Origin of the sequence: Pelomonas aquatica (genome assembly GCF_026712205.1) — a bacterium.
Taxonomy (GTDB): Bacteria; Pseudomonadota; Gammaproteobacteria; order Burkholderiales; family Burkholderiaceae_C; genus Pelomonas; species Pelomonas aquatica.
The window spans coordinates 81,675-98,687 of record NZ_JAPPUW010000012.1; the positions used below are offsets into that span (position 1 = coordinate 81,675).

At 70.4% G+C, this 17,013-nt stretch carries 14 protein-coding genes; 5 read left to right on the plus strand and 9 right to left on the minus strand.

The genetic code is table 11. From position 1 onward, the window contains the following. Nucleotides 1-187: 187 nt before the first annotated feature. The 4 genes from nirB (at nucleotide 188) to NYP07_RS14290 (ending at nucleotide 4,853) form a co-directional block, all read left to right on the plus strand. Entirely contained in the window at nucleotides 188-2,707 is a 2,520-nt protein-coding gene (gene nirB, locus NYP07_RS14275; RefSeq protein ID WP_268151566.1) for a nitrite reductase large subunit NirB, read from the plus strand. 14 nt (nucleotides 2,708-2,721) lie between these two features. Then, nucleotides 2,722-3,045: a nitrite reductase small subunit NirD gene (nirD, locus tag NYP07_RS14280; protein ID WP_268151568.1), complete on the plus strand. Its 324-nt coding sequence runs from the start codon at nucleotides 2,722-2,724 to the stop codon at nucleotides 3,043-3,045. A 19-nt stretch (nucleotides 3,046-3,064) separates the two neighbouring features. Further along, nucleotides 3,065-3,496, plus strand: a complete 432-nt coding sequence (locus NYP07_RS14285; protein WP_268151570.1) for a formate/nitrite transporter family protein — start codon at nucleotides 3,065-3,067, stop codon at nucleotides 3,494-3,496. Nucleotides 3,497-3,626: 130 nt separating this feature from the next. Then, nucleotides 3,627-4,853 (plus strand): PP2C family protein-serine/threonine phosphatase, encoded by a 1,227-nt coding sequence (locus NYP07_RS14290; protein ID WP_268151572.1) that lies wholly within the window; start codon nucleotides 3,627-3,629, stop codon nucleotides 4,851-4,853. 81 nt (nucleotides 4,854-4,934) lie between these two features. Here the strand turns inward: NYP07_RS14290 and ntrC are convergent, their stop codons facing one another. From ntrC to NYP07_RS14335, 9 genes are all read right to left on the minus strand, one after another. Beyond that, nucleotides 4,935-6,416, minus strand: coding sequence for a nitrogen regulation protein NR(I) (gene ntrC, locus NYP07_RS14295; RefSeq protein ID WP_268151573.1), 1,482 nt, complete (start codon nucleotides 6,414-6,416; stop codon nucleotides 4,935-4,937). A 33-nt stretch (nucleotides 6,417-6,449) separates the two neighbouring features. After that, entirely contained in the window at nucleotides 6,450-7,556 is a 1,107-nt protein-coding gene (gene glnL, locus NYP07_RS14300) for a nitrogen regulation protein NR(II) (protein WP_268151575.1), read from the minus strand. Between the two features lie 26 nt (nucleotides 7,557-7,582). After that, the gene (locus tag NYP07_RS14305) at nucleotides 7,583-8,071 is read right to left on the minus strand and encodes a hypothetical protein (RefSeq protein ID WP_268151577.1); all 489 of its coding nucleotides are present in this window, start codon (nucleotides 8,069-8,071) and stop codon (nucleotides 7,583-7,585) included. A gap of 99 nt (nucleotides 8,072-8,170) precedes the next feature. Beyond that, a complete protein-coding gene (glnA, locus tag NYP07_RS14310; protein WP_268151579.1) occupies nucleotides 8,171-9,586 on the minus strand; it encodes a type I glutamate--ammonia ligase in 1,416 nt (471 codons plus the stop codon). A gap of 165 nt (nucleotides 9,587-9,751) precedes the next feature. Beyond that, a complete protein-coding gene (locus NYP07_RS14315) occupies nucleotides 9,752-10,543 on the minus strand; it encodes a competence/damage-inducible protein A (protein ID WP_268151581.1) in 792 nt (263 codons plus the stop codon). Nucleotides 10,544-10,546: 3 nt separating this feature from the next. After that, nucleotides 10,547-11,377: an EI24 domain-containing protein gene (locus NYP07_RS14320; RefSeq protein ID WP_268151583.1), complete on the minus strand. Its 831-nt coding sequence runs from the start codon at nucleotides 11,375-11,377 to the stop codon at nucleotides 10,547-10,549. Beyond that, nucleotides 11,377-12,354: a sterol desaturase family protein gene (locus tag NYP07_RS14325; RefSeq protein WP_268151585.1), complete on the minus strand. Its 978-nt coding sequence runs from the start codon at nucleotides 12,352-12,354 to the stop codon at nucleotides 11,377-11,379. Before NYP07_RS14325 ends, NYP07_RS14320 begins: the two co-directional genes overlap by 1 nt. After that, a complete protein-coding gene (locus tag NYP07_RS14330; RefSeq protein WP_268151587.1) occupies nucleotides 12,351-13,142 on the minus strand; it encodes a polysaccharide deacetylase family protein in 792 nt (263 codons plus the stop codon). Before NYP07_RS14330 ends, NYP07_RS14325 begins: the two co-directional genes overlap by 4 nt. Then, on the minus strand, nucleotides 13,139-14,125 hold the full coding sequence (locus NYP07_RS14335; protein ID WP_268151589.1) for a YncE family protein: 987 nt from the start codon (nucleotides 14,123-14,125) through the stop codon (nucleotides 13,139-13,141). Before NYP07_RS14335 ends, NYP07_RS14330 begins: the two co-directional genes overlap by 4 nt. Before the next feature lie 218 nt (nucleotides 14,126-14,343). Between NYP07_RS14335 and NYP07_RS14340 the strand changes: the two genes are divergently transcribed. Then, entirely contained in the window at nucleotides 14,344-17,013 is a 2,670-nt protein-coding gene (locus tag NYP07_RS14340; protein ID WP_268151591.1) for a tetratricopeptide repeat-containing sensor histidine kinase, read from the plus strand.

The following is a 17,013-nucleotide window of genomic DNA, read 5'->3' on the forward strand; positions in this document are numbered from 1 at the left end:
GGCGGGACGCTGGCACGCCTCTTGCGCTGCCTGGGTTGGGCGGCGCGCGCGAGCCGCCGCCCATCCGATCCCATCGCCAACGGCGGCGACCCAGCGCAACGGCGCGACTCCTCTCAGGCCCCGCGAGCAGACAGCTGCCGACGGGGCCTTCCTACTGGTGGCTCCGGCCTGCCTAGCCAAACTGACCATGCACATCGTCCTCATCGGCCACGGAATGGTGGGCCAGAAATTTCTCGAATCCCTCGCGGACGGCCCGGCCGCCGCCGACGTGCAGGTGACCGTGCTGTGCGAGGAGCCGCGCCCGGCCTACGACCGCGTGCACCTGTCCGAGTTCTTCTCGGGCAAGTCGGCCGAGGACCTGTCCCTGGTGCCCGCCGGCTTCTTCGAGAAGACCGGCTTCAGGCTGCGCCTGGGCGCCAAGGTCGTGTCCATCGAGAGGCGCGACCACACGCTCAAGCTCGCCGACGGCGAGGTCATCCCCTACGACAAGCTGGTCATCGCCACCGGCTCCTACCCCTTCGTGCCGTCCGTGCCGGGGCGCGACCGGCCGCACTGCCACGTCTACCGCACCATCGAGGACCTGGAGGGCATGCAGGCCAGCGGCAAGGTCTCCAAGAGCGGCGTCGTCATCGGCGGCGGCCTGCTGGGGCTGGAATGCGCGAAGGCGCTGCGCGACATGGGCCTGCAGACCCACGTCGTCGAGTTCGCGCCGCGGCTGATGGCGGTGCAGATCGACGAGACCGGCGGCCGCGTGCTGCGCGAGAAGATCGAGGCGCTCAGCGTCCAGGTCCACACCAGCCGCAACACGGTCGAGATCACCGACGGCGCGGCGGCCCGCCACCGCCTCGTCTTCACCGACGGCAGCTGGCTGGAGACCGACATGCTGGTGTTCTCCGCCGGCATCCGCCCGCGCGACGAGCTGGCCCGCCAGTGCGTGCTGGCCACGGGCCCGCGCGGCGGCGTCGTCATCGACGACCACTGCCGCACGAGCGACCGCAACGTCTACGCCATCGGCGAGGTCGCGTCGTGGAACGAGCAGACCTATGGCCTCGTCGCGCCCGGCTACGAGATGGCGCGCGTGGCCGCCCGCCACATCGCCGGCGAGGCCGAGGCCGCCTTCCCCGGCGCCGACCTCAGCACCAAGCTCAAGCTCATGGGCGTGGACGTGGCCAGCATCGGCGACGCCCACGGCAAGACGCCCAAGTGCCGCAGCTACCAGTACGTCGACGAGCGCAAGCAGGTCTACAAGAAGATCGTCGTCAGCGAGGACGGCGGGAAGCTGCTCGGCGCCGTGCTGGTGGGCGACGCGGCCGAGTACGGCACGCTGCTGCAGATGGCGCTGAACGGCATCAGGCTGCCGGCCGACCCCGAGTTCCTGATCCTGCCGAGCAGCGACGGCAAGGCCAAGGCCGCCATCGGCCCCGACGCGCTGCCCGACACCGCCCAGCTCTGTTCCTGCAACAACGTCACCAAGGGCCAGATCTGCGCGGCCGTGGGCGAAGGCTGCGCCAGCATCGGCGACATCAAGGCCTGCACCAAGGCGGGCGCCACCTGCGGCGGCTGCGTGCCCCTGGTGACCCAGGTCATGAAGCTGGAAATGTCCAAGCGCGGCATGGCGGTGAACAACCACCTCTGCGAGCATTTCCCGCATTCGCGCCAGCAGCTCTACCACCTCGTGCGCGTCGGCGGCATCAAGACCTTCGGCGAGCTGCTCGGCAAGCACGGCAAGGGCCTGGGCTGCGACATCTGCAAGCCGGCGGCCGCCAGCATCTTCGCGTCCTGCTGGAACGCCTTCGTGCTGGAACCCGAGCTGGCCAGCCTGCAGGACAGCAACGACTACTACCTCGGCAACATCCAGAAGGACGGCAGCTACTCCGTCGTGCCGCGCATGCCGGGCGGCGAGGTCACGCCCGAGGGCCTGATCGCGGTCGGCCAGGTCGCGAAGAAGTACGGCCTCTACACCAAGATCACCGGCGGCGCGCGCGTGGACATGTTCGGTGCCCGCGTCGAGCAGTTGCCCTTCATCTGGGAAGAGCTGATCGCGGCCGGCTTCGAGAGCGGCCATGCCTATGGCAAGGCGCTGCGCACCGTGAAGAGCTGCGTGGGCAGCACCTGGTGCCGCTACGGCGTGGACGACTCGGTGGGCCTGGCCGTCGAGCTGGAGAACCGCTACAAGGGCCTGCGCGCGCCGCACAAGATCAAGTTCGGCGTGTCCGGCTGCACGCGCGAATGCGCCGAGGCCCAGGGCAAGGACGTCGGCGTCATCGCGACCGACAAGGGCTGGAACCTCTACGTCTGCGGCAACGGCGGCATGAAGCCCCGCCACGCCGAGCTGATCGCCGGCGACCTGAGCAAGGCCGACCTGATCCGCACCATCGACCGCTTCCTGATGTTCTATGTGCGCACGGCCGACCGCCTGCAGCGCACCAGCACCTGGCGCGACAACCTCGAAGGCGGCCTGGGCTATCTGAAGGACGTGCTGATCCAGGACAGCCTGGGCCTCGCCGCCGAGCTGGAGGCGCAGATGCAGGCCGTCGTCGACAGCTACCAGTGCGAATGGAAGACCGCCGTCACGACGCCCGAGGTGCGCCAACGCTTCCGTTCCTTCGTCAACAGCGAGACGCCCGACGAGCAGATCGTGTTCGTGAAGGAGCGCGGCCAGATCCGGCCCGCGCGCGCCGAGGAACGCGACGAAGCCACCGTTTGAATGGAGCAGCAACCATGACCTACACCCCCGTCTGCCGCATCGACGACATCCTGCCCGACACCGGCGTCGCGGCCCGCGTCGACGACCGCCATGTGGCCGTGTTCCGCATCGGCGCCGAACGCTTCCACGCCATCGACAACATCGACCCGCGCTCCGGCGCCAGCGTGCTGGCCCGCGGCCTCGTGGGCAACCTGGGCGAGCGCATCGTCGTCGCGTCGCCGCTCTACAAGAACCACTTCGACCTCAGCACCGGCGAGTGCCTGGAGGCGCCCGAGCAGTCGGTGCGCGCCCATGCCGTGCAGGTGCGGGACGGCCGCGTGCTGGTGGCCTTGAACTGAAAAGCGAGAGGAGCAAACCATGGCCTACGTCGTCCCCACCGAGTTCGTCACCAGGATGGTGGACGCAGGTGAATCCAAGCTGCTGATGTCCACCCGCGACACGCTGATCCGCGCCTACATGGCCGGCGCCATCCTGGCGCTGGCCGCGGCCTTCGCGGTGTCGGTCAACGTCAACTCCGGCAACCCGCTGCTCGGCGCCCTGCTCTTCCCGGTCGGCTTCATCCTGCTCTACCTGATGGGCTTCGAGCACAGCATCGTCAACACGTTCCTGTTCCCGTCGGGCCTGATGCTGGGCGGCAAGTTCACGATCGCCGACTACATGATCTGGAACGAGATCCCCACCGTGCTCGGCAACCTCGTCGGCGGCCTGACCTTCGTCGGCCTGACGCTGTACTCGACGCACTACAAGACCGCACCGAATCTGAGCCCCTCGTCCGGTCGCGCTCGCTGAACGCGGCGCACCCAGCCGGTCCCCCGCGGGGACGGCGATGTTTGCGGCATTGAGCCGCAAACACATCGCCAGAGCGGGCCGGCTTGGGAGCGGCCCGGCGCTCGGCCCGCAACACGGCAAAGCCACTGACATGACGCTACGGATCGCGGTCGGCCAGCATTCCGAGGCCGGCCGCAAGCCGCTGAACCAGGACTTCCACGGCGTCGCGCAGCCCGGCGTCGCGCAGCGCCGCTCGCGCGGCATCGCGCTGGCGATTGCCGACGGCATCAGCAGCAGCGCGGTCGGCCAGGTCGCCAGCGCCGCCGCCGTGCGCGGCTTCCTGGAGGACTACTACGGCACCTCCGAGGCCTGGACGGTGCACCGCGCGGCCCAGTGCGTGCTGGCCGCGACCAATGCCTGGCTGCATGCCCAGAGCCAGCGCGGCGACGGCCGCTTCGACCGGGACCGCGGCCATGTCTGCTGCTTCAGCGCGCTGGTCTTCAAGGGCCGCGAGGTGCATCTGCTGCATGTGGGCGACACCCGCGTCTACCGCCTGCATCCCGGCGCGCTGGAACAGCTCAGCCTGGACCACCGCGTGCGCATGGACGGGCAGACCTGTCTGGGCCGTGCGCTGGGCGTGAGCCCGCATGTGGAGGTCGACCACGCCTGCTGGCCCACCGAAGTCGGCGAGACCTTCCTGCTGGCCAGCGACGGCGCCTACGAACACCTGGACGCGGCCCTCGTGCACGAGGTGCTGGCCCGCTGCGGCGCCGGCCTGCAGGCGGCATCCGAGGCCCTCGTCGCCGCGGCGCTAGCGGCCGGCAGCCCCGACAACGCGACCGTGATGCTGGCCCGCGTCGAAGCCCTGCCCACGGCGCTGGCCCCGGCGGTCAGCCGCGACGGCCTGAAGCTGCCACCACACCTGGCCGCGCGCCAGGACTTCGAGGGCTATCGCGTCGTGCGTGAGCTGCATGTGGGCGCGCGCAGCCAAGTCGTGCTCGCCGTCGACGCGGGCGGCCGCGAGTGGGCGCTCAAGCTGCCGTCGGCCGAGCTGGCCGGCCAGGCGTGCGAGCTGGACCGCTTCGCGCTTGAAGAGTGGGTGGCGCGCCGCGTCGACAGCCCGCATGCGCTCAGGGCCGCGCCGGCAACGGCGAGCCGCGAGCACCTGTTCACCGCGATGGAATTCCTGCCCGCCGCGCGGCGCCAGCAGGCGCTGTCGGAGTTCGTGCACGACCTCGAAGCGCCGGGCGCCGAATTCACACGCCATCGCCGCACACCGCTGCAGCAGCGCCACCCGCTGCTGTTCTGGCGCGGGCTGACGCTGCTGTTCGGGTTGTCGACGCTGCTGCTGCTTGGCTTGCGCCTAACTGGCAGATAGGCCGTTATGCCAACCGGCCTGCATGCCGGCCGGCCTTCGTGAGGCGTCGCAGAGTCCGCAGGGCCTCTGCTCGGTCCTCACTCAGACGTCCAGCCCCAGCTCCTGAATCTTGCGCGTGATCGTGTTCCGCCCGATGCCGAGCTTCTGCGCGGCCTCGATGCGGCGACCGCGGGTGACGTCGAGGGCGGTCAGGATGAGCTGGGCCTCGAAGCGCTTGGTCAGCGCGTCCCAGACGTCGGGCTCACCCGCCAGCAGTCGGGCGCGCGCGTCGGCGGCCATGTCGGCCAGCCAGCCCTCGCCGCTGCTCGTGCTGGCGGGCGCGGCAGGTGTCGGCACTGCGGCCGGTGCCGCCACGGCCAGCCCCGGCTGAGGCGACAGGGCCTGGGCCACGGCGGGCGGCGCGGCGACATAGCCCGGCTGCAGTTCGTCCGGCAGGTCCTTGGGCTCGACGACCTGGCTGGGCGCCATCACGCTGAGCCAGTGGCAGATGTTCTCCAGTTGGCGAACGTTGCCGGGGAACTCGAAATGGGTCAGCACGGCCAGCGCCGCGTCGCTCAGGCGCTTGGGCTCGACGCCGAGCTCGGTCGCGCTGCGCTGCAGAAAGTGGCGGGCCAGCGAGGGCACGTCCTCCCGGCGCTCGCGCAGCGGCGGCAGGCGCAGGCGGATGACGTTGAGGCGGTGGAAGAGGTCTTCGCGGAAGGCGCCCAGGCGCACGCGCTCTTCCAGGTTCTGGTGCGTGGCGGCGATGACGCGCACATTGCTGCGCAGCGGGCTGTGGCCGCCGACGCGATAGAACTGGCCGTCGGACAGCACGCGCAGCAGCCGCGTCTGCAGCTCGAAGGGCATGTCGCCGATTTCGTCGAGGAAGAGGGTGCCGCCGTCGGCCTGCTCGAAGCGGCCGCGCCGCGAGGCCTGGGCGCCGGTGAAGGCGCCGCGCTCGTGGCCAAAGAGTTCGCTCTCCAGCAGGTCCTTGGGGATGGCCGCGGTGTTGATGGCCACGAAGGGGCCTTCGCCGCGCGGGCTGTGCTTGTGCAGAGCGCGCGCGACCAGCTCCTTGCCCGAGCCGCTTTCGCCGGTGATGAGCACGGTGACATTGCTCTGCGACAGCCGGCCGATGGCGCGGAACACGTCCTGCATGGCCGGCGCCTGGCCGAGCATCTCGGGCACCTGCGCCGCGGCCTCCTGCTCGCCGGCCTCGCGCTGGCTCTCCTCCTGCGCGCGGCGGATCAGCTCGACGGCGCGCGGCAGGTCGAAGGGCTTGGGCAGGTATTCGAAGGCACCGCCCTGGAAGGCCGACACGGCGCTGTCGAGGTCGGAGTAGGCCGTCATGATGATGACGGGCAGGGCCGGCAGCCGCGCCTTGACCTTGGCCAGCAGCTCCAGCCCGGAGCCGCCCGGCATGCGGATGTCGGAGACCAGCACCTGCGGCGAGTCGTCGTCCAGCGCGGCGAGCATGTCGCGCGCATTGCTGAAGCTGCGCACCGGCAGGCCCTCGCGGGCCAGGGCCTTCTCGAGCACGAAGCGGATCGAGTGGTCGTCGTCAACAACCCAGATGGATTTCATGCGGTACCTCGGCCGCGCCCCTGACTTTGTGGGTTAGGGCAACGGCAGCGTGATTCGGAAATTCGTCAGGCCCGGTTCGCTCTCGCAATCGATCATGCCCTGGTGCTGTTGGGCGATCGTCTGCGCGAGCGTGAGGCCGAGGCCGGAGCCGCCCTCCCGCCCCGAGACCAGAGGGAAGAAGATGCGATCCCGGATCTCGGCGGGGACGCCGGGACCGTTGTCCTCGATATGCAATTCCAATGCCAAGCGCCAGCGCTGCTTGCCGATGGTGACCTGCCGCGCGACGCGGGTGCGCAGCGTGATGCGGGCGTCGCCGGCCGCGATGCGCGGGCCGAGCACCTGGGCGGCGTTCTGCACGATGTTGAGCACCATCTGGATCAGCTGCTCGCGGTCGCCGCGGAAGTCGGGCAGCGAAGTGTCATAGTCGCGCAGGATGCGCAGGCCTCCTTTCGAGTTCTGATGCTCGATGAGCACCAGCGAGCGCACGCGCTCGCAGATCTCGTGGATGTTGACGTCGCCGACCACCTGGGCCTTGCGGTGCGGCGCCAGCAGCCGGTCGACGAGGCTCTGCAGGCGGTCCACCTCGTGCACGATGACCTGGGTGTACTCCAGCAGCTCGGCGCTGTCGCCCTGCAACTCCATGGACAGCAGCTGGGCCGCGCCGCGGATGCCGCCGAGCGGGTTCTTGATCTCGTGGGCGAGGTTGCGCGTCAGCTCCTTGGTGGCCTGCACCTGGTCGAGCTTGCGCTCGTCGCGGTCCTGGCGGGCCTGCTGGGCGATCTCGATGAGCTCGACGAGGACGCGCGGCTCGCCGTCTTCGCCGGCATCCATCTGCGACACGATGACGTGCACCGGCAGGCCGTCCTCATGGGCCCAGGCGCCGCGGCGCAGCAGCGCGTCGAAGCGGCTGCTGGAGTAGTGGTTGGCGGCCACGCCGTCCAGCGTCTCGGTCAGGCGCTGGGCGTCGTCGAACCAGTCGGGCAGCTGGGCCTTCTGCACGGCGCGGCGCGACAGCCGCATGACGTTCTCGAAGGCCGCGTTGGCGAACAGGCATTCGCCGTCGGCGCGGGCGACGACGACCATGGTCGCGAGGAGGTCCAGTCCGGCGAACTCGGGTGGCAGCAAGGAGATGTCAGTCATAGCGCACGTCGGCGCCATGCCGACGTTCAGGGGAGTTTGGCGATCTCCCGCTTGAGGGCCTGCACGTCGGCCTCGTAGCGGGTGATGTTGTCCTTGAGCTCGGCCATGCGGTCCAGGTACTTCTGGTAGTTGCGCTCGTCGCCGCGGCGCTCGCCCTGGCCGTTGCTGAATTCCTTCTGCGCGCTGGCCAGGCGGTCTTCGGCCGAGCGCAGCTCGGTCTGCAGCACGCGGCGGCGCTCGTCGTCGCGCATGCGCTGCTGCTGGGCGTCGACGCGGCCTTCAGCACCGCGGCCCTCCGCAGACGACGGCGATGTGCTGGCGGCGCGCGGCCTGGCCATCTGCATGACGGTGATGGGCGTGCCCTCGATGGTGCGGCAGCCTTTCTCGCTGGCCTCCTTGGCGCTCAGCGCATCGGTGTAGAGCACCGGCGGCCCGGGGCAGCGGTAGACCGTGCCCTCGGCTTGCGCGCCCAGAGCCACCAGCGCGAGCAGGACGGCAGGAAGTCGATTCGGCATGCCGGCATTGTGTACGAAGGAGTGCAACAAAAAAGGGGCCGCGCGAGCGGCCCCCTTCGGTGGGGATGGCAGCGGCAGCGGAGTGGCTGCCCATGGCCATCACAGCGCGTAGTACATGTCGAACTCGACCGGGTGCGTGGCCATGCGGAAGCGGGTCACTTCCTGCATCTTCAGCTCGATGTAGGCGTCGATGTAGGAGTCGGTGAACACGCCGCCCTTGGTCAGGAAGGCACGGTCCTTGTCCAGGTAGTCCAGCGCCTGGTCGAGGCTGTGGCAGACGGTCGGGATCTTCGCGTCTTCTTCCGGCGGCAGGTGGTAGAGGTCCTTGGTGGCGGCTTCGCCCGGGTGGATCTTGTTCTCCACGCCGTCCAGGCCGGCCATCAGCAGGGCTGCGAAGGCCAGGTAGGGGTTGGCGGAGGGGTCCGGGAAGCGCGCTTCGATGCGGCGGCCCTTGGGGTTGCCGACGTAGGGGATGCGGATCGAGGCCGAGCGGTTCTTGGCCGAGTAGGCCAGCTTCACCGGGGCTTCGAAGCCGGGCACCAGGCGCTTGTACGAGTTCGTGCCGGGGTTGGTGATGGCGTTCAGCGCGCGGGCGTGCTTGATGATGCCGCCGATGTAGTACAGCGCGAATTCGCTCAGGCCGGCATAGCCGTCGCCGGCGAACAGGTTCTTGCCGTCCTTCCACACGGACTGATGCACGTGCATGCCGCTGCCGTTGTCGCCGACCAGGGGCTTGGGCATGAAGGTCGCGGTCTTGCCGTAGGCGTGGGCGACGTTGGTGATGATGTACTTCTGCAGCTGCAGCCAGTCGGCGCGCTCGACCAGCGAGCTGAACTTGGTGCCGATCTCCATCTGGCCGGCGTTCGCCACTTCGTGGTGGTGCACTTCGACCGGGATGCCCATCTGTTCGAGGATCAGGCACATCTCCGAGCGCATGTCCTGGCCGCTGTCGACCGGGGGCACGGGGAAGTAGCCGCCCTTGACGGTGGGGCGGTAGCCGCTGTTGCCGTGCTCGTATTCCTTGGACGAGTTCCAGGCGCCCTCTTCCGATTCGATCTTGAAGAAGGAGCCGGACATCTCATTGCCCCAGCGCACGCTGTCGAAGATGAAGAACTCGGGCTCGGGGCCGAAGTAGGCGGTGTCGCCCAGGCCGGAGGCCTTCAGATAGGCCTCGGCGCGCTTGGCCAGCGAGCGCGGGTCGCGCTCATAGGCCTTGCCGTCGGCGGGGTCGACGACGTCGCAGGACAGGATCAGCGTCGGCTCTTCGAAGAAGGGGTCGATGTTGGCCGTGTTGGGATCGGGCATCAGCAGCATGTCCGAAGCCTCGATGCCCTTCCAGCCGGCGATCGAGGAGCCGTCGAAGGCGTGACCCGACGTGAACTTGTCTTCATCGAAATGGGAGACGGGCACGGAGACGTGCTGCTCCTTGCCACGGGTGTCGGTGAAGCGGAAGTCGACGAACTTGACTTCGTTTTCCTTCACCATGTTCATCACATCGGCGACGGTCTTGGCCATCAATAGCTCCTAGCGGGATCGAGAGGGGTGGGTTGCCGCCGCCAGCGCACACGCGCCAGCGGCCACGGAGGAAATCAAAGCAGGTTGCATGCCAGAGTGCACCGACATGGGTTGTCGCGAGGCAGCGCCGGGCATTATGTGACGGCGTCAGTGACGGCGCGAGGACTATCGCACCAGCTCAGTGCTGATGGACGCACCAAACTGGATCACGCCCTGTTTGAGGGCGTCGTAGGCCGGAGAAAGGCGTTGCGCGTCGCCCTTCACACCCAGCTCGATGCAGCGCCCCCACTGCGGATGGTCGACGCTGGGCAGGCTGAAGACCTTGATGCCGGCGAACCCGGCCTCGATGGCCTCCATCAGCGGCGTCAGGCTGGCCTCCATCGCGCCCTGCACGATCAGCGAGCGCTCGGTGACGCCGACCTCGCGGTGCAGCTGCGGGTAGCGGTCCAGCACCCAGGCCATCATCGGATGGGCCATGACCGGGAAGCCGGGCAGGAAGTGCACGTTGCCGACGAAGAAGCCGGGGATCCTGTTGAAGGGGTTGGGGACGATGCCGGCGCCGTCGGGGAAGACGCCCATCTCGAAGCGGCGCAGGCTGTCCGGCTCGTCGGCCGTGACGGTCTTGCCCTGCTCCCGGGCCATCTGCCGGATGCGCTGCCAGATCAGCTCGCGCGCCTCGGGGTGCAGGGCCAGCGGCCGGCCGAGCGCGGCGGCGGCGGCCTGGCGCGTGTGGTCGTCGGGCGTGGCGCCGATGCCGCCGCAGCTCACGACGAGGTCGCCGCTGGCGAAGGCCTCGCGCAGCCGAGCCGTCAACAGCTCGCGGTCGTCGCCCAGGTACTGGGCCCACGCGAGTTGCATGCCGCGCTGCGCGAGCAGCTCGATGAACTTGGCCAGGTGCGAGTCCTGGCGCTTGGCCGAAAGGATCTCGTCGCCAATGATGAGCAGGCCGATCTGCATGTTTCAGGCTTCCAGAAGGACGGCGGACTCGGCCACCGGTTCCGCCGCGCGCCGCGCCTGCAGGGCCGCGAGCGCATAGTGCGCGAACCAGGCGGTGGAGAAGGCGAACACCAGCGTGTAGAGCCAGATCGCCAGCAGCACGAGGAAGGGCGCGAAGACGATGGCCATCGCACCGAAGGCCCAGATCAGCGACGGCGCCGCGCCGAGGTAGCCGCAGACGACACCCATGGCCAGCATGGGGATGCGGTGCTCGCGCAGCAGGGCCCGGCGCTCTTCCGCCGAAGCATGCTCGGCCAGCACGTCGTAGCCGAACACGCGGTAGGTCAACCAGCCCCAGATCAGCGGCGGCAGCACCATGACCAGCGGCGGGATCAGCCACAGCGGGATGGACAGCACGATGAGCACCAGGGCCACCAGCGTGGCGCCCAGCGAGGCCGCGACGCTCTGCAGCAGCGTGCCGCCGCGCTTCTTCTCGAGCAGCGGGAAGCGCCGCTCGGCCACCAGGCGCACGATGGCCGGCGTCATGCACAGCGCGACGAGGAGCAGGCTCAGCAGCAGCACGACGGGCACCACGCCCGCCAGCACGACGACCGCCGCCAGCGCGCTGCGCAGGGACTGCAGGCCCCAGGCATCCAGCCATTGCAGCAGGCTTTCGACGAGGCGCCAGCTTTCCAGCGTCGCGCGCACGCCGGCGATGGCGCCTTCCCAGAAGAAATACATGAAGCCGAACACCAGCACGCCGGAGATGACGAGGGGCAGCAGCGACAGCGCGATGACGCGCGGGTGCAGGCAGTAGGCGGCGGCGCGCCAGAAGGCATCGACGAGGCCCTGCATCAGGCGGTCTTTCCAAACGAGGCGAAGAGGCGGCTCAGGCCCAGCCACTGCTGGTGCCAGAAGCCGTGGCCGTAGTCGTGCGCGCCCTCCTCGGGCAGCTGGTCGCGCACGCCGGTGGCGTCGAAGCGGGGCTCGAAGTCGGCCGTGCGGAACAGCATGTCCCACCAGGGCAGCAGCACGCCGAAGTTGTGGCCGCCCAGCGTGCCGCGGCCCTCGCTCTCGTGGCCAATGCCGATGCTGTGGTGGCGGCGGTGAAAGCGCGGGCTGATCAGCAGCCGCTCGCCGAAAGCGCCGAAGCCGATGCGCGCATTGGCGTGCTGCAGGCTCTGCAGCAGCTGGGTGACGACGGTGATGGCGACGAACTGCCCCGGCTCGACGCCGATGAGGCGGGCCAGCAGCGCGAACGCGGTGGCGATGAGGACGTCGTCCAGCAGGTGGTTGCGGTCGTCGCTCCACATCGTCATCTGGCGCTGGCTGTGGTGCAGGCTGTGCAGCGCCCACCACCAGTTGAACTGGTGCTGCCAGCGGTGCAGCCAGTAGCCGACGAAATCGAAGACGACAAGGTAGAGCACCAGACTGACCCAGGCGATGTCGGTCACGCCGGGCCACAGCGCGTCGAGCTGCCAGGTGGGCAGGCCGGCCAGGCGCAACTGGCCGGCGACGCCGTCCCAGGCCGGCTGCACGGCGAAGAACATCGCCAGGCGCACGAGGCCGAGGCGGTGGATCAGCGTGTAGAGCACGTCGGTGCGCACGGCGCCGCGGTCGGTCACCGGCTCGACCGGCCAGCGCCGCTCCAGCAGGCCGATGCCCAGCAGCAGCACCGCCACCTGGATCAGTCCCCAGAGCAGCCAGCCTGTCGCGTCGAAGGCGTCCTCCAGCAGGTTGCCGAAGCCCAGCCCGAAGACGATGGGCTGCACGAAGGACTCGTACAGCGCGAGCTGCGCGGCGTCGAAGGCGTTGCTGATCCAGTCGATCACGGTTTCCTGGGGTCGGGTGGCTTGAACAGTGTCGCGTAACGCGGGTGCTCGCGCAGCGGCGCGAAGCATAGGCCCCGCTGCTCCAGCCCGGTCATCAGCGGCTCCAGCACGGCCGGCGCCCAGGCGTCCTGGCGCTGCCAGATGCCGAGGTGGGCGATCAGGATGTCGCCGGGCCGGATGTCGCGCAGCGCCTTCTCCAGCAACTGCGCGTTCGGGTAGGCCTGGCTGGGCAGCTCGTCGCCCAGGAAGCCCGCGCGGCTCCAGCCGACATGCGTGAAGCCGCAGGCCTTGGCCGCGTTCAGCAGCGCCGGGGACGTGCGCCCCGCGGGCGCGCGGAAGATGGGCGCCAGCGCCTTGCCCGTCATCGCGGTGAAGCGCTCGCCGACCCTCTTCAGGCTGTCGCAATACTGCTCGGGCGTCAGCTCGCGCAGGACGGGCGGGTTGATGCCGGCCTGGGTGCGCACCTTGAAGCGCACGACCCTGCCGTCGGCGTCCGCCACATCCTCCAGGAAGACATCGTGGTCCCAGGTGTGGGCACCGAAGTCATGGCCCTCGGCCGCGCGCTCGCGCCACCAGGGCGCCCAGGTCTCGTCCAGCGTCGTGCCGCCGGTCTGCGTGGGCTCGTTGGCGAGGAAGAAGGTCGCCTTGGCGTTGTGCTTCTTCAGCGTCTCCGCGATCAGCGGCGCGACGCCCATATGGCCGGTATCGAAGCTCAGGTAGACCGGCTTGTCGCAAGCCGGCTGCGCAGCGGCCGCGGTGGCCACCAGCGCCAGGAGCAAGGCCTTCATTGGCGCGGCTGGTGGTCCAGCGTCCAGATGCCGTGCGGCGACTTGCCGACCTTGACCTGGCGCACGACCCGGCGCGTCGTCGTGTCGATCTCGGTCAGCTTGCCGGCCCAGCGCGAGGTCACGAGCAGGGTCTTGCCGTCGCCCAGCACCTCCATGTCGTCCGGGCCGGCGGGGCCGGGAAACTGGTCGACGACCGTGAAGTTGTCGTAGTCGATCTTGCTGATCGTGTTGCCGGCGCGGTTGCTGACGAGGACGTGGCGCTTGTCACCCCAGCCGCGGAAGGAATGCGTGCCGTCGCCGGTGGGGAGGCGCTTGACGAGCCGGGGCGCCTTGCCCGACACGTCCCAGACCTCGACGAAGCGGTCGCCGGTCAGCGCGACGAGCAGGAATTTGTCGTCGGGCGTCAGGAAGATGTCGGCCGGCAGCTGGCCCACCGGCTGCTTCCAGCGCACCGTCTGCGTGGCCAGGTCGATGGCCAGCAGCTCGCTGCTGTCCTGCAGGCTGGCGTAGACCACCGTGCTCCTGCTGTCGATGTTCAGGTGGCTGGGCGTCCTGGGCGCCGGGATCTGCTTGACCAGCTGCAGCGGCTCCTTGGCCTCGCTGCCCTGCCAGCGGTAGAGGCTGACGTAGTCCAGCCGGTTGGAGGCCGTGACGAACCACTTCATGTCCGGCGAGAAGCGCAGGTGGTAGGGGTCGGAGATGCCGCGCACGACGCGCTGCACCTCGGCCGTGCGCGGGTTCAGGAAGGTCAGCGAGTCGCCCAGCGCGTTGGCGACGATGAGGCTCTTCTCGTCCGGCGACAGATAGAGGTGATGCGGCTCCTTGCCCGTCGGGATGCGCCTGATGACCTTGAAGCTGGCCGGGTCGACGACGGAGATGTCGGCATCCAGCGAGTTCAGCACGAAGACCGGCGGGCGCCCCTGCTGGGCCTGCGCCCCGAACGCCACCACCCAACCCAAGGCCAAGGCCCAACTGCGCAACATCCCGATCACTCCAATGCAAAGGGCGGCACGCCGCCGCCCTGTGCATCGAGTTTACCCGGGGGTGTTTGCGGGGCTCTGACCTGCGTCAAGCCGGCGCCTTCGTCGCCGCCCCCGGGCACGCCACCCGCCACCGAGCCCTCTTCGCTGCGGCCGCCGCGAAGCCCCTGGCAGAAAAAACCGGCGCGGATCATAGTGAGGCGCCCCCGGGGATTGCCGACATGCCGCTGCCCGCCCTGCCCCTGTTCGTGACCGATGCCGAGCTCGCGCTGCTGGAGACGCAGGCCCGGGGCGGCGGCGGCGACGCGGCGCTGGCCCTGGCCTGGGCGCTGCGCCAGCGTGACGGTGCGCGGGCGCGCGAGCTGCTGCCGCGCGCCACCGAAGGCCCGCGGCGCTGGCTGGTGGAGGCCGAATGCCAGGCCCTGGACGGCCAGCTCGATGCGGCCGAGGCGCTGCGCCGCCAAGCCCTGGCGGCCTTTGCCGACGCGGCCGATGCGGTCGGCCAGGCCGACGCCCAATGGCTGGGCTACCAGCTCGCGCTGGACCGCGGCGACCAGGCCGCCCTGCAGGCCGCCACGCATGCGGCCATCGCGCTGGCCGCCCAGTCAGGCGACGCAGGGCGCCTGCTCTTCATGCAGGCCTCCACGGCGCGCGCCGAACTGCTGCGCGACCGCAGTGCCGCCAAGGCCCATTGGGCTGGCCGCCTGCCCGCGCACAGCGCCGACCCGGTCTGCGAGGTCGCGCTGCGCGACTTCCGCGGCTGCCTGGAGGCGATGGGCTCCAACTTCCCGCAGGCCATCGCCGACTTCACGGCCGCCTTCGAGCTCGCACTGCAGACCGGCCAGCGCCGCCGCGCGATCGTGCTGGCCACCAACCTCGGCTTCGCGTTCACGCGCGCCCACGACTTCGAGAGCGCCATCGACTGGCAGCGCCGCGCGCTGGCCCTGGCCCGCGCGGCCGGCTGGCCGCGGCTTTACGGCCTGTGCCTGGCCCAGACCGGCGAGGCGCTGCGCCGCCTGGGCGAGCTGGACGAGGCCCGCGAGCTGCTGACCGAATGCCTGCAGACGCATGCCGGCGAACCCGGCGCCCGCGTCGTCGCGCTGGCCCGCAAATACCTCGCCCACCTGGAGATGGACGTCGGCGACGCCGCCGCCGGCCTGGCCGCCTTCGAGGGCCTGGCCCGTCACCCCGCCGTGCAGGCCTCGGTGGATCTGCAGATCGACGCCGACCAAGGCCTGGCCCGGGCGCTGCTGGGCCTGCAGCGGCTGGACGAGGCCGAGGCCGCCGCGTGCCGCGCCCTCGACGCCGCGCGCCGCCAGCAGGAACGCGGCCAGAGCCTGGAGGTGCTGGGCCTGCTGGCCGAGATCCGCCTCGCCCGGGGCGATGCCGGCCAGGCGCTGCAGCTGTACGAGCAGGCCCTGGCCGAGGCCGAAGCCCTGCCCGGCTACCGCCCGCCGCCGGCCCTGCTCGACGGCGCGGCCCGCGCCCACGCGATGCTGGGCCACTACCAGCCCGCCTTCGACATGGCGCGGCGCGCGATCGCGCTGCGCGAGTCCAGCCAGAGCGAGCAGGCCCGGCGGCGCTCGCGCGCCATCCACCTGCAGCACCAGGTCGACCGCGCGCGCACCGAGAGCGAGCACCTGCGCCGCCTGGCCGCCGCCGAGGCGGCCCGCTCGGCCGCGCTGGAGGACGCCCACGCGGTGCTGCAGCAGCTCAGCGCGATGGGCCAGGAGCTGACGGCCGAGCTCGATGCGGAGCGCGTGCTGGGCCTGCTGCGCGAGCGCGTCGGCGCGATGGTGGAGGTGGCCGAGTTCGGCGTCTTCCTGCTCGACGAGGGCCAGCAGATGCGCCCGGCGCCGGCCGCGGGCACGCTGCTGCTGCCCAGCGACGCGCCGGACCCCGAGCTCGCGCGCTGCGCCCGCGAGCGCCGCGAACTGCTGCTGCGCGACGGCACCGACCTGCTGCTGATGCCGCTGGCCGTCGGCAGCCAGCTCGTCGGTGTGCTGCGCCTGCGGTCGCGCGCGGCCGGCGCCTATGGCGAGCGCGAGCTGCTGATCCTGCGCAACCTCGCCGCCTATGCGGCCATCGCGCTCGAGAACGCGCGCGCCTACCAGCGCGTGGCCGTGCTGCAGCGCCAGGTCATCGCCCAGGAGCGCCTCGCCGCGCTGGGCGCCATGGTGGCCGGCGTGGCCCATGAGCTGAACACGCCCATCGGCAACAGCCTGCTGGCCGCGACGACGCTGCTGGCCGCCAACCGCGAGCTGGAGTCGCGCCTGGACGGCGGGCCGCCTCTGCGCCGCTCGGAGCTGATGCAGCAGACGCGGGTCACGCTGGACGGGCTGGCCCTGATCGAGCGCAGCATGCAGACGGCGGCCAGCCTGGTCGGCAACTTCAAGCAGATGGCCCAGCGGCGCGCCAGCCACGAGCGCCTGCAGTTCGAGCTGGCGACCTGGTGCCGGCTGCACCTGCGCCCGCTGGTGCAGCGCGCCGAGCAGGCCGGCCATGCGCTGGACATCGACATCCCGCCCGACCTGCTCATCGACAGCTACGCCGACCAGCTCGGCCAGGCGCTGGACATCCTCGTCAACAACGCGCTGCTGCACGGCATGCTGCCCGGCCGGCCCGGGCGCATCTCGGTCAGCGCGCTGTCCCTGCCCGGCGACCTGATCCGCCTGCAGGTCGCCGACGACGGCCGCGGCATGACGGCGGACGTGCTGCGCCGCGTCTTCGAGCCCTTCTTCTCGACCCGCTTCGGCCAGGGCGGCAACGGCCTGGGCCTGGCCATCTGCCACAGCCTCGTCGAGCAGGTGCTGGGCGGCCACATCCTGGCCCACAGCATCGCCGGCCAGGGCAGCCGCTTCGTGCTGGACCTGCCGCGCGTGGCGCCCTGA

Excerpts from the sequence above, each read along its gene's own strand:
- nirB (WP_268151566.1), top strand. The coding sequence starts at position 188 with ATGCACATCGTCCTCATCGGCCACGGAATGGTGGGCCAGAAATTTCTC.
- nirD (WP_268151568.1), top strand. The coding sequence starts at position 2,722 with ATGACCTACACCCCCGTCTGCCGCATCGACGACATCCTGCCCGACACC.
- NYP07_RS14285 (WP_268151570.1), top strand. The coding sequence starts at position 3,065 with ATGGCCTACGTCGTCCCCACCGAGTTCGTCACCAGGATGGTGGACGCA.
- NYP07_RS14290 (WP_268151572.1), top strand. The coding sequence starts at position 3,627 with ATGACGCTACGGATCGCGGTCGGCCAGCATTCCGAGGCCGGCCGCAAG.
- ntrC (WP_268151573.1), bottom strand. The coding sequence starts at position 6,416 with ATGAAATCCATCTGGGTTGTTGACGACGACCACTCGATCCGCTTCGTG.
- glnL (WP_268151575.1), bottom strand. The coding sequence starts at position 7,556 with ATGACTGACATCTCCTTGCTGCCACCCGAGTTCGCCGGACTGGACCTC.
- NYP07_RS14305 (WP_268151577.1), bottom strand. The coding sequence starts at position 8,071 with ATGCCGAATCGACTTCCTGCCGTCCTGCTCGCGCTGGTGGCTCTGGGC.
- glnA (WP_268151579.1), bottom strand. The coding sequence starts at position 9,586 with ATGGCCAAGACCGTCGCCGATGTGATGAACATGGTGAAGGAAAACGAA.
- NYP07_RS14315 (WP_268151581.1), bottom strand. The coding sequence starts at position 10,543 with ATGCAGATCGGCCTGCTCATCATTGGCGACGAGATCCTTTCGGCCAAG.
- NYP07_RS14320 (WP_268151583.1), bottom strand. The coding sequence starts at position 11,377 with ATGCAGGGCCTCGTCGATGCCTTCTGGCGCGCCGCCGCCTACTGCCTG.
- NYP07_RS14330 (WP_268151587.1), bottom strand. The coding sequence starts at position 13,142 with ATGAAGGCCTTGCTCCTGGCGCTGGTGGCCACCGCGGCCGCTGCGCAG.
- NYP07_RS14335 (WP_268151589.1), bottom strand. The coding sequence starts at position 14,125 with ATGTTGCGCAGTTGGGCCTTGGCCTTGGGTTGGGTGGTGGCGTTCGGG.
- NYP07_RS14340 (WP_268151591.1), top strand. The coding sequence starts at position 14,344 with ATGCCGCTGCCCGCCCTGCCCCTGTTCGTGACCGATGCCGAGCTCGCG.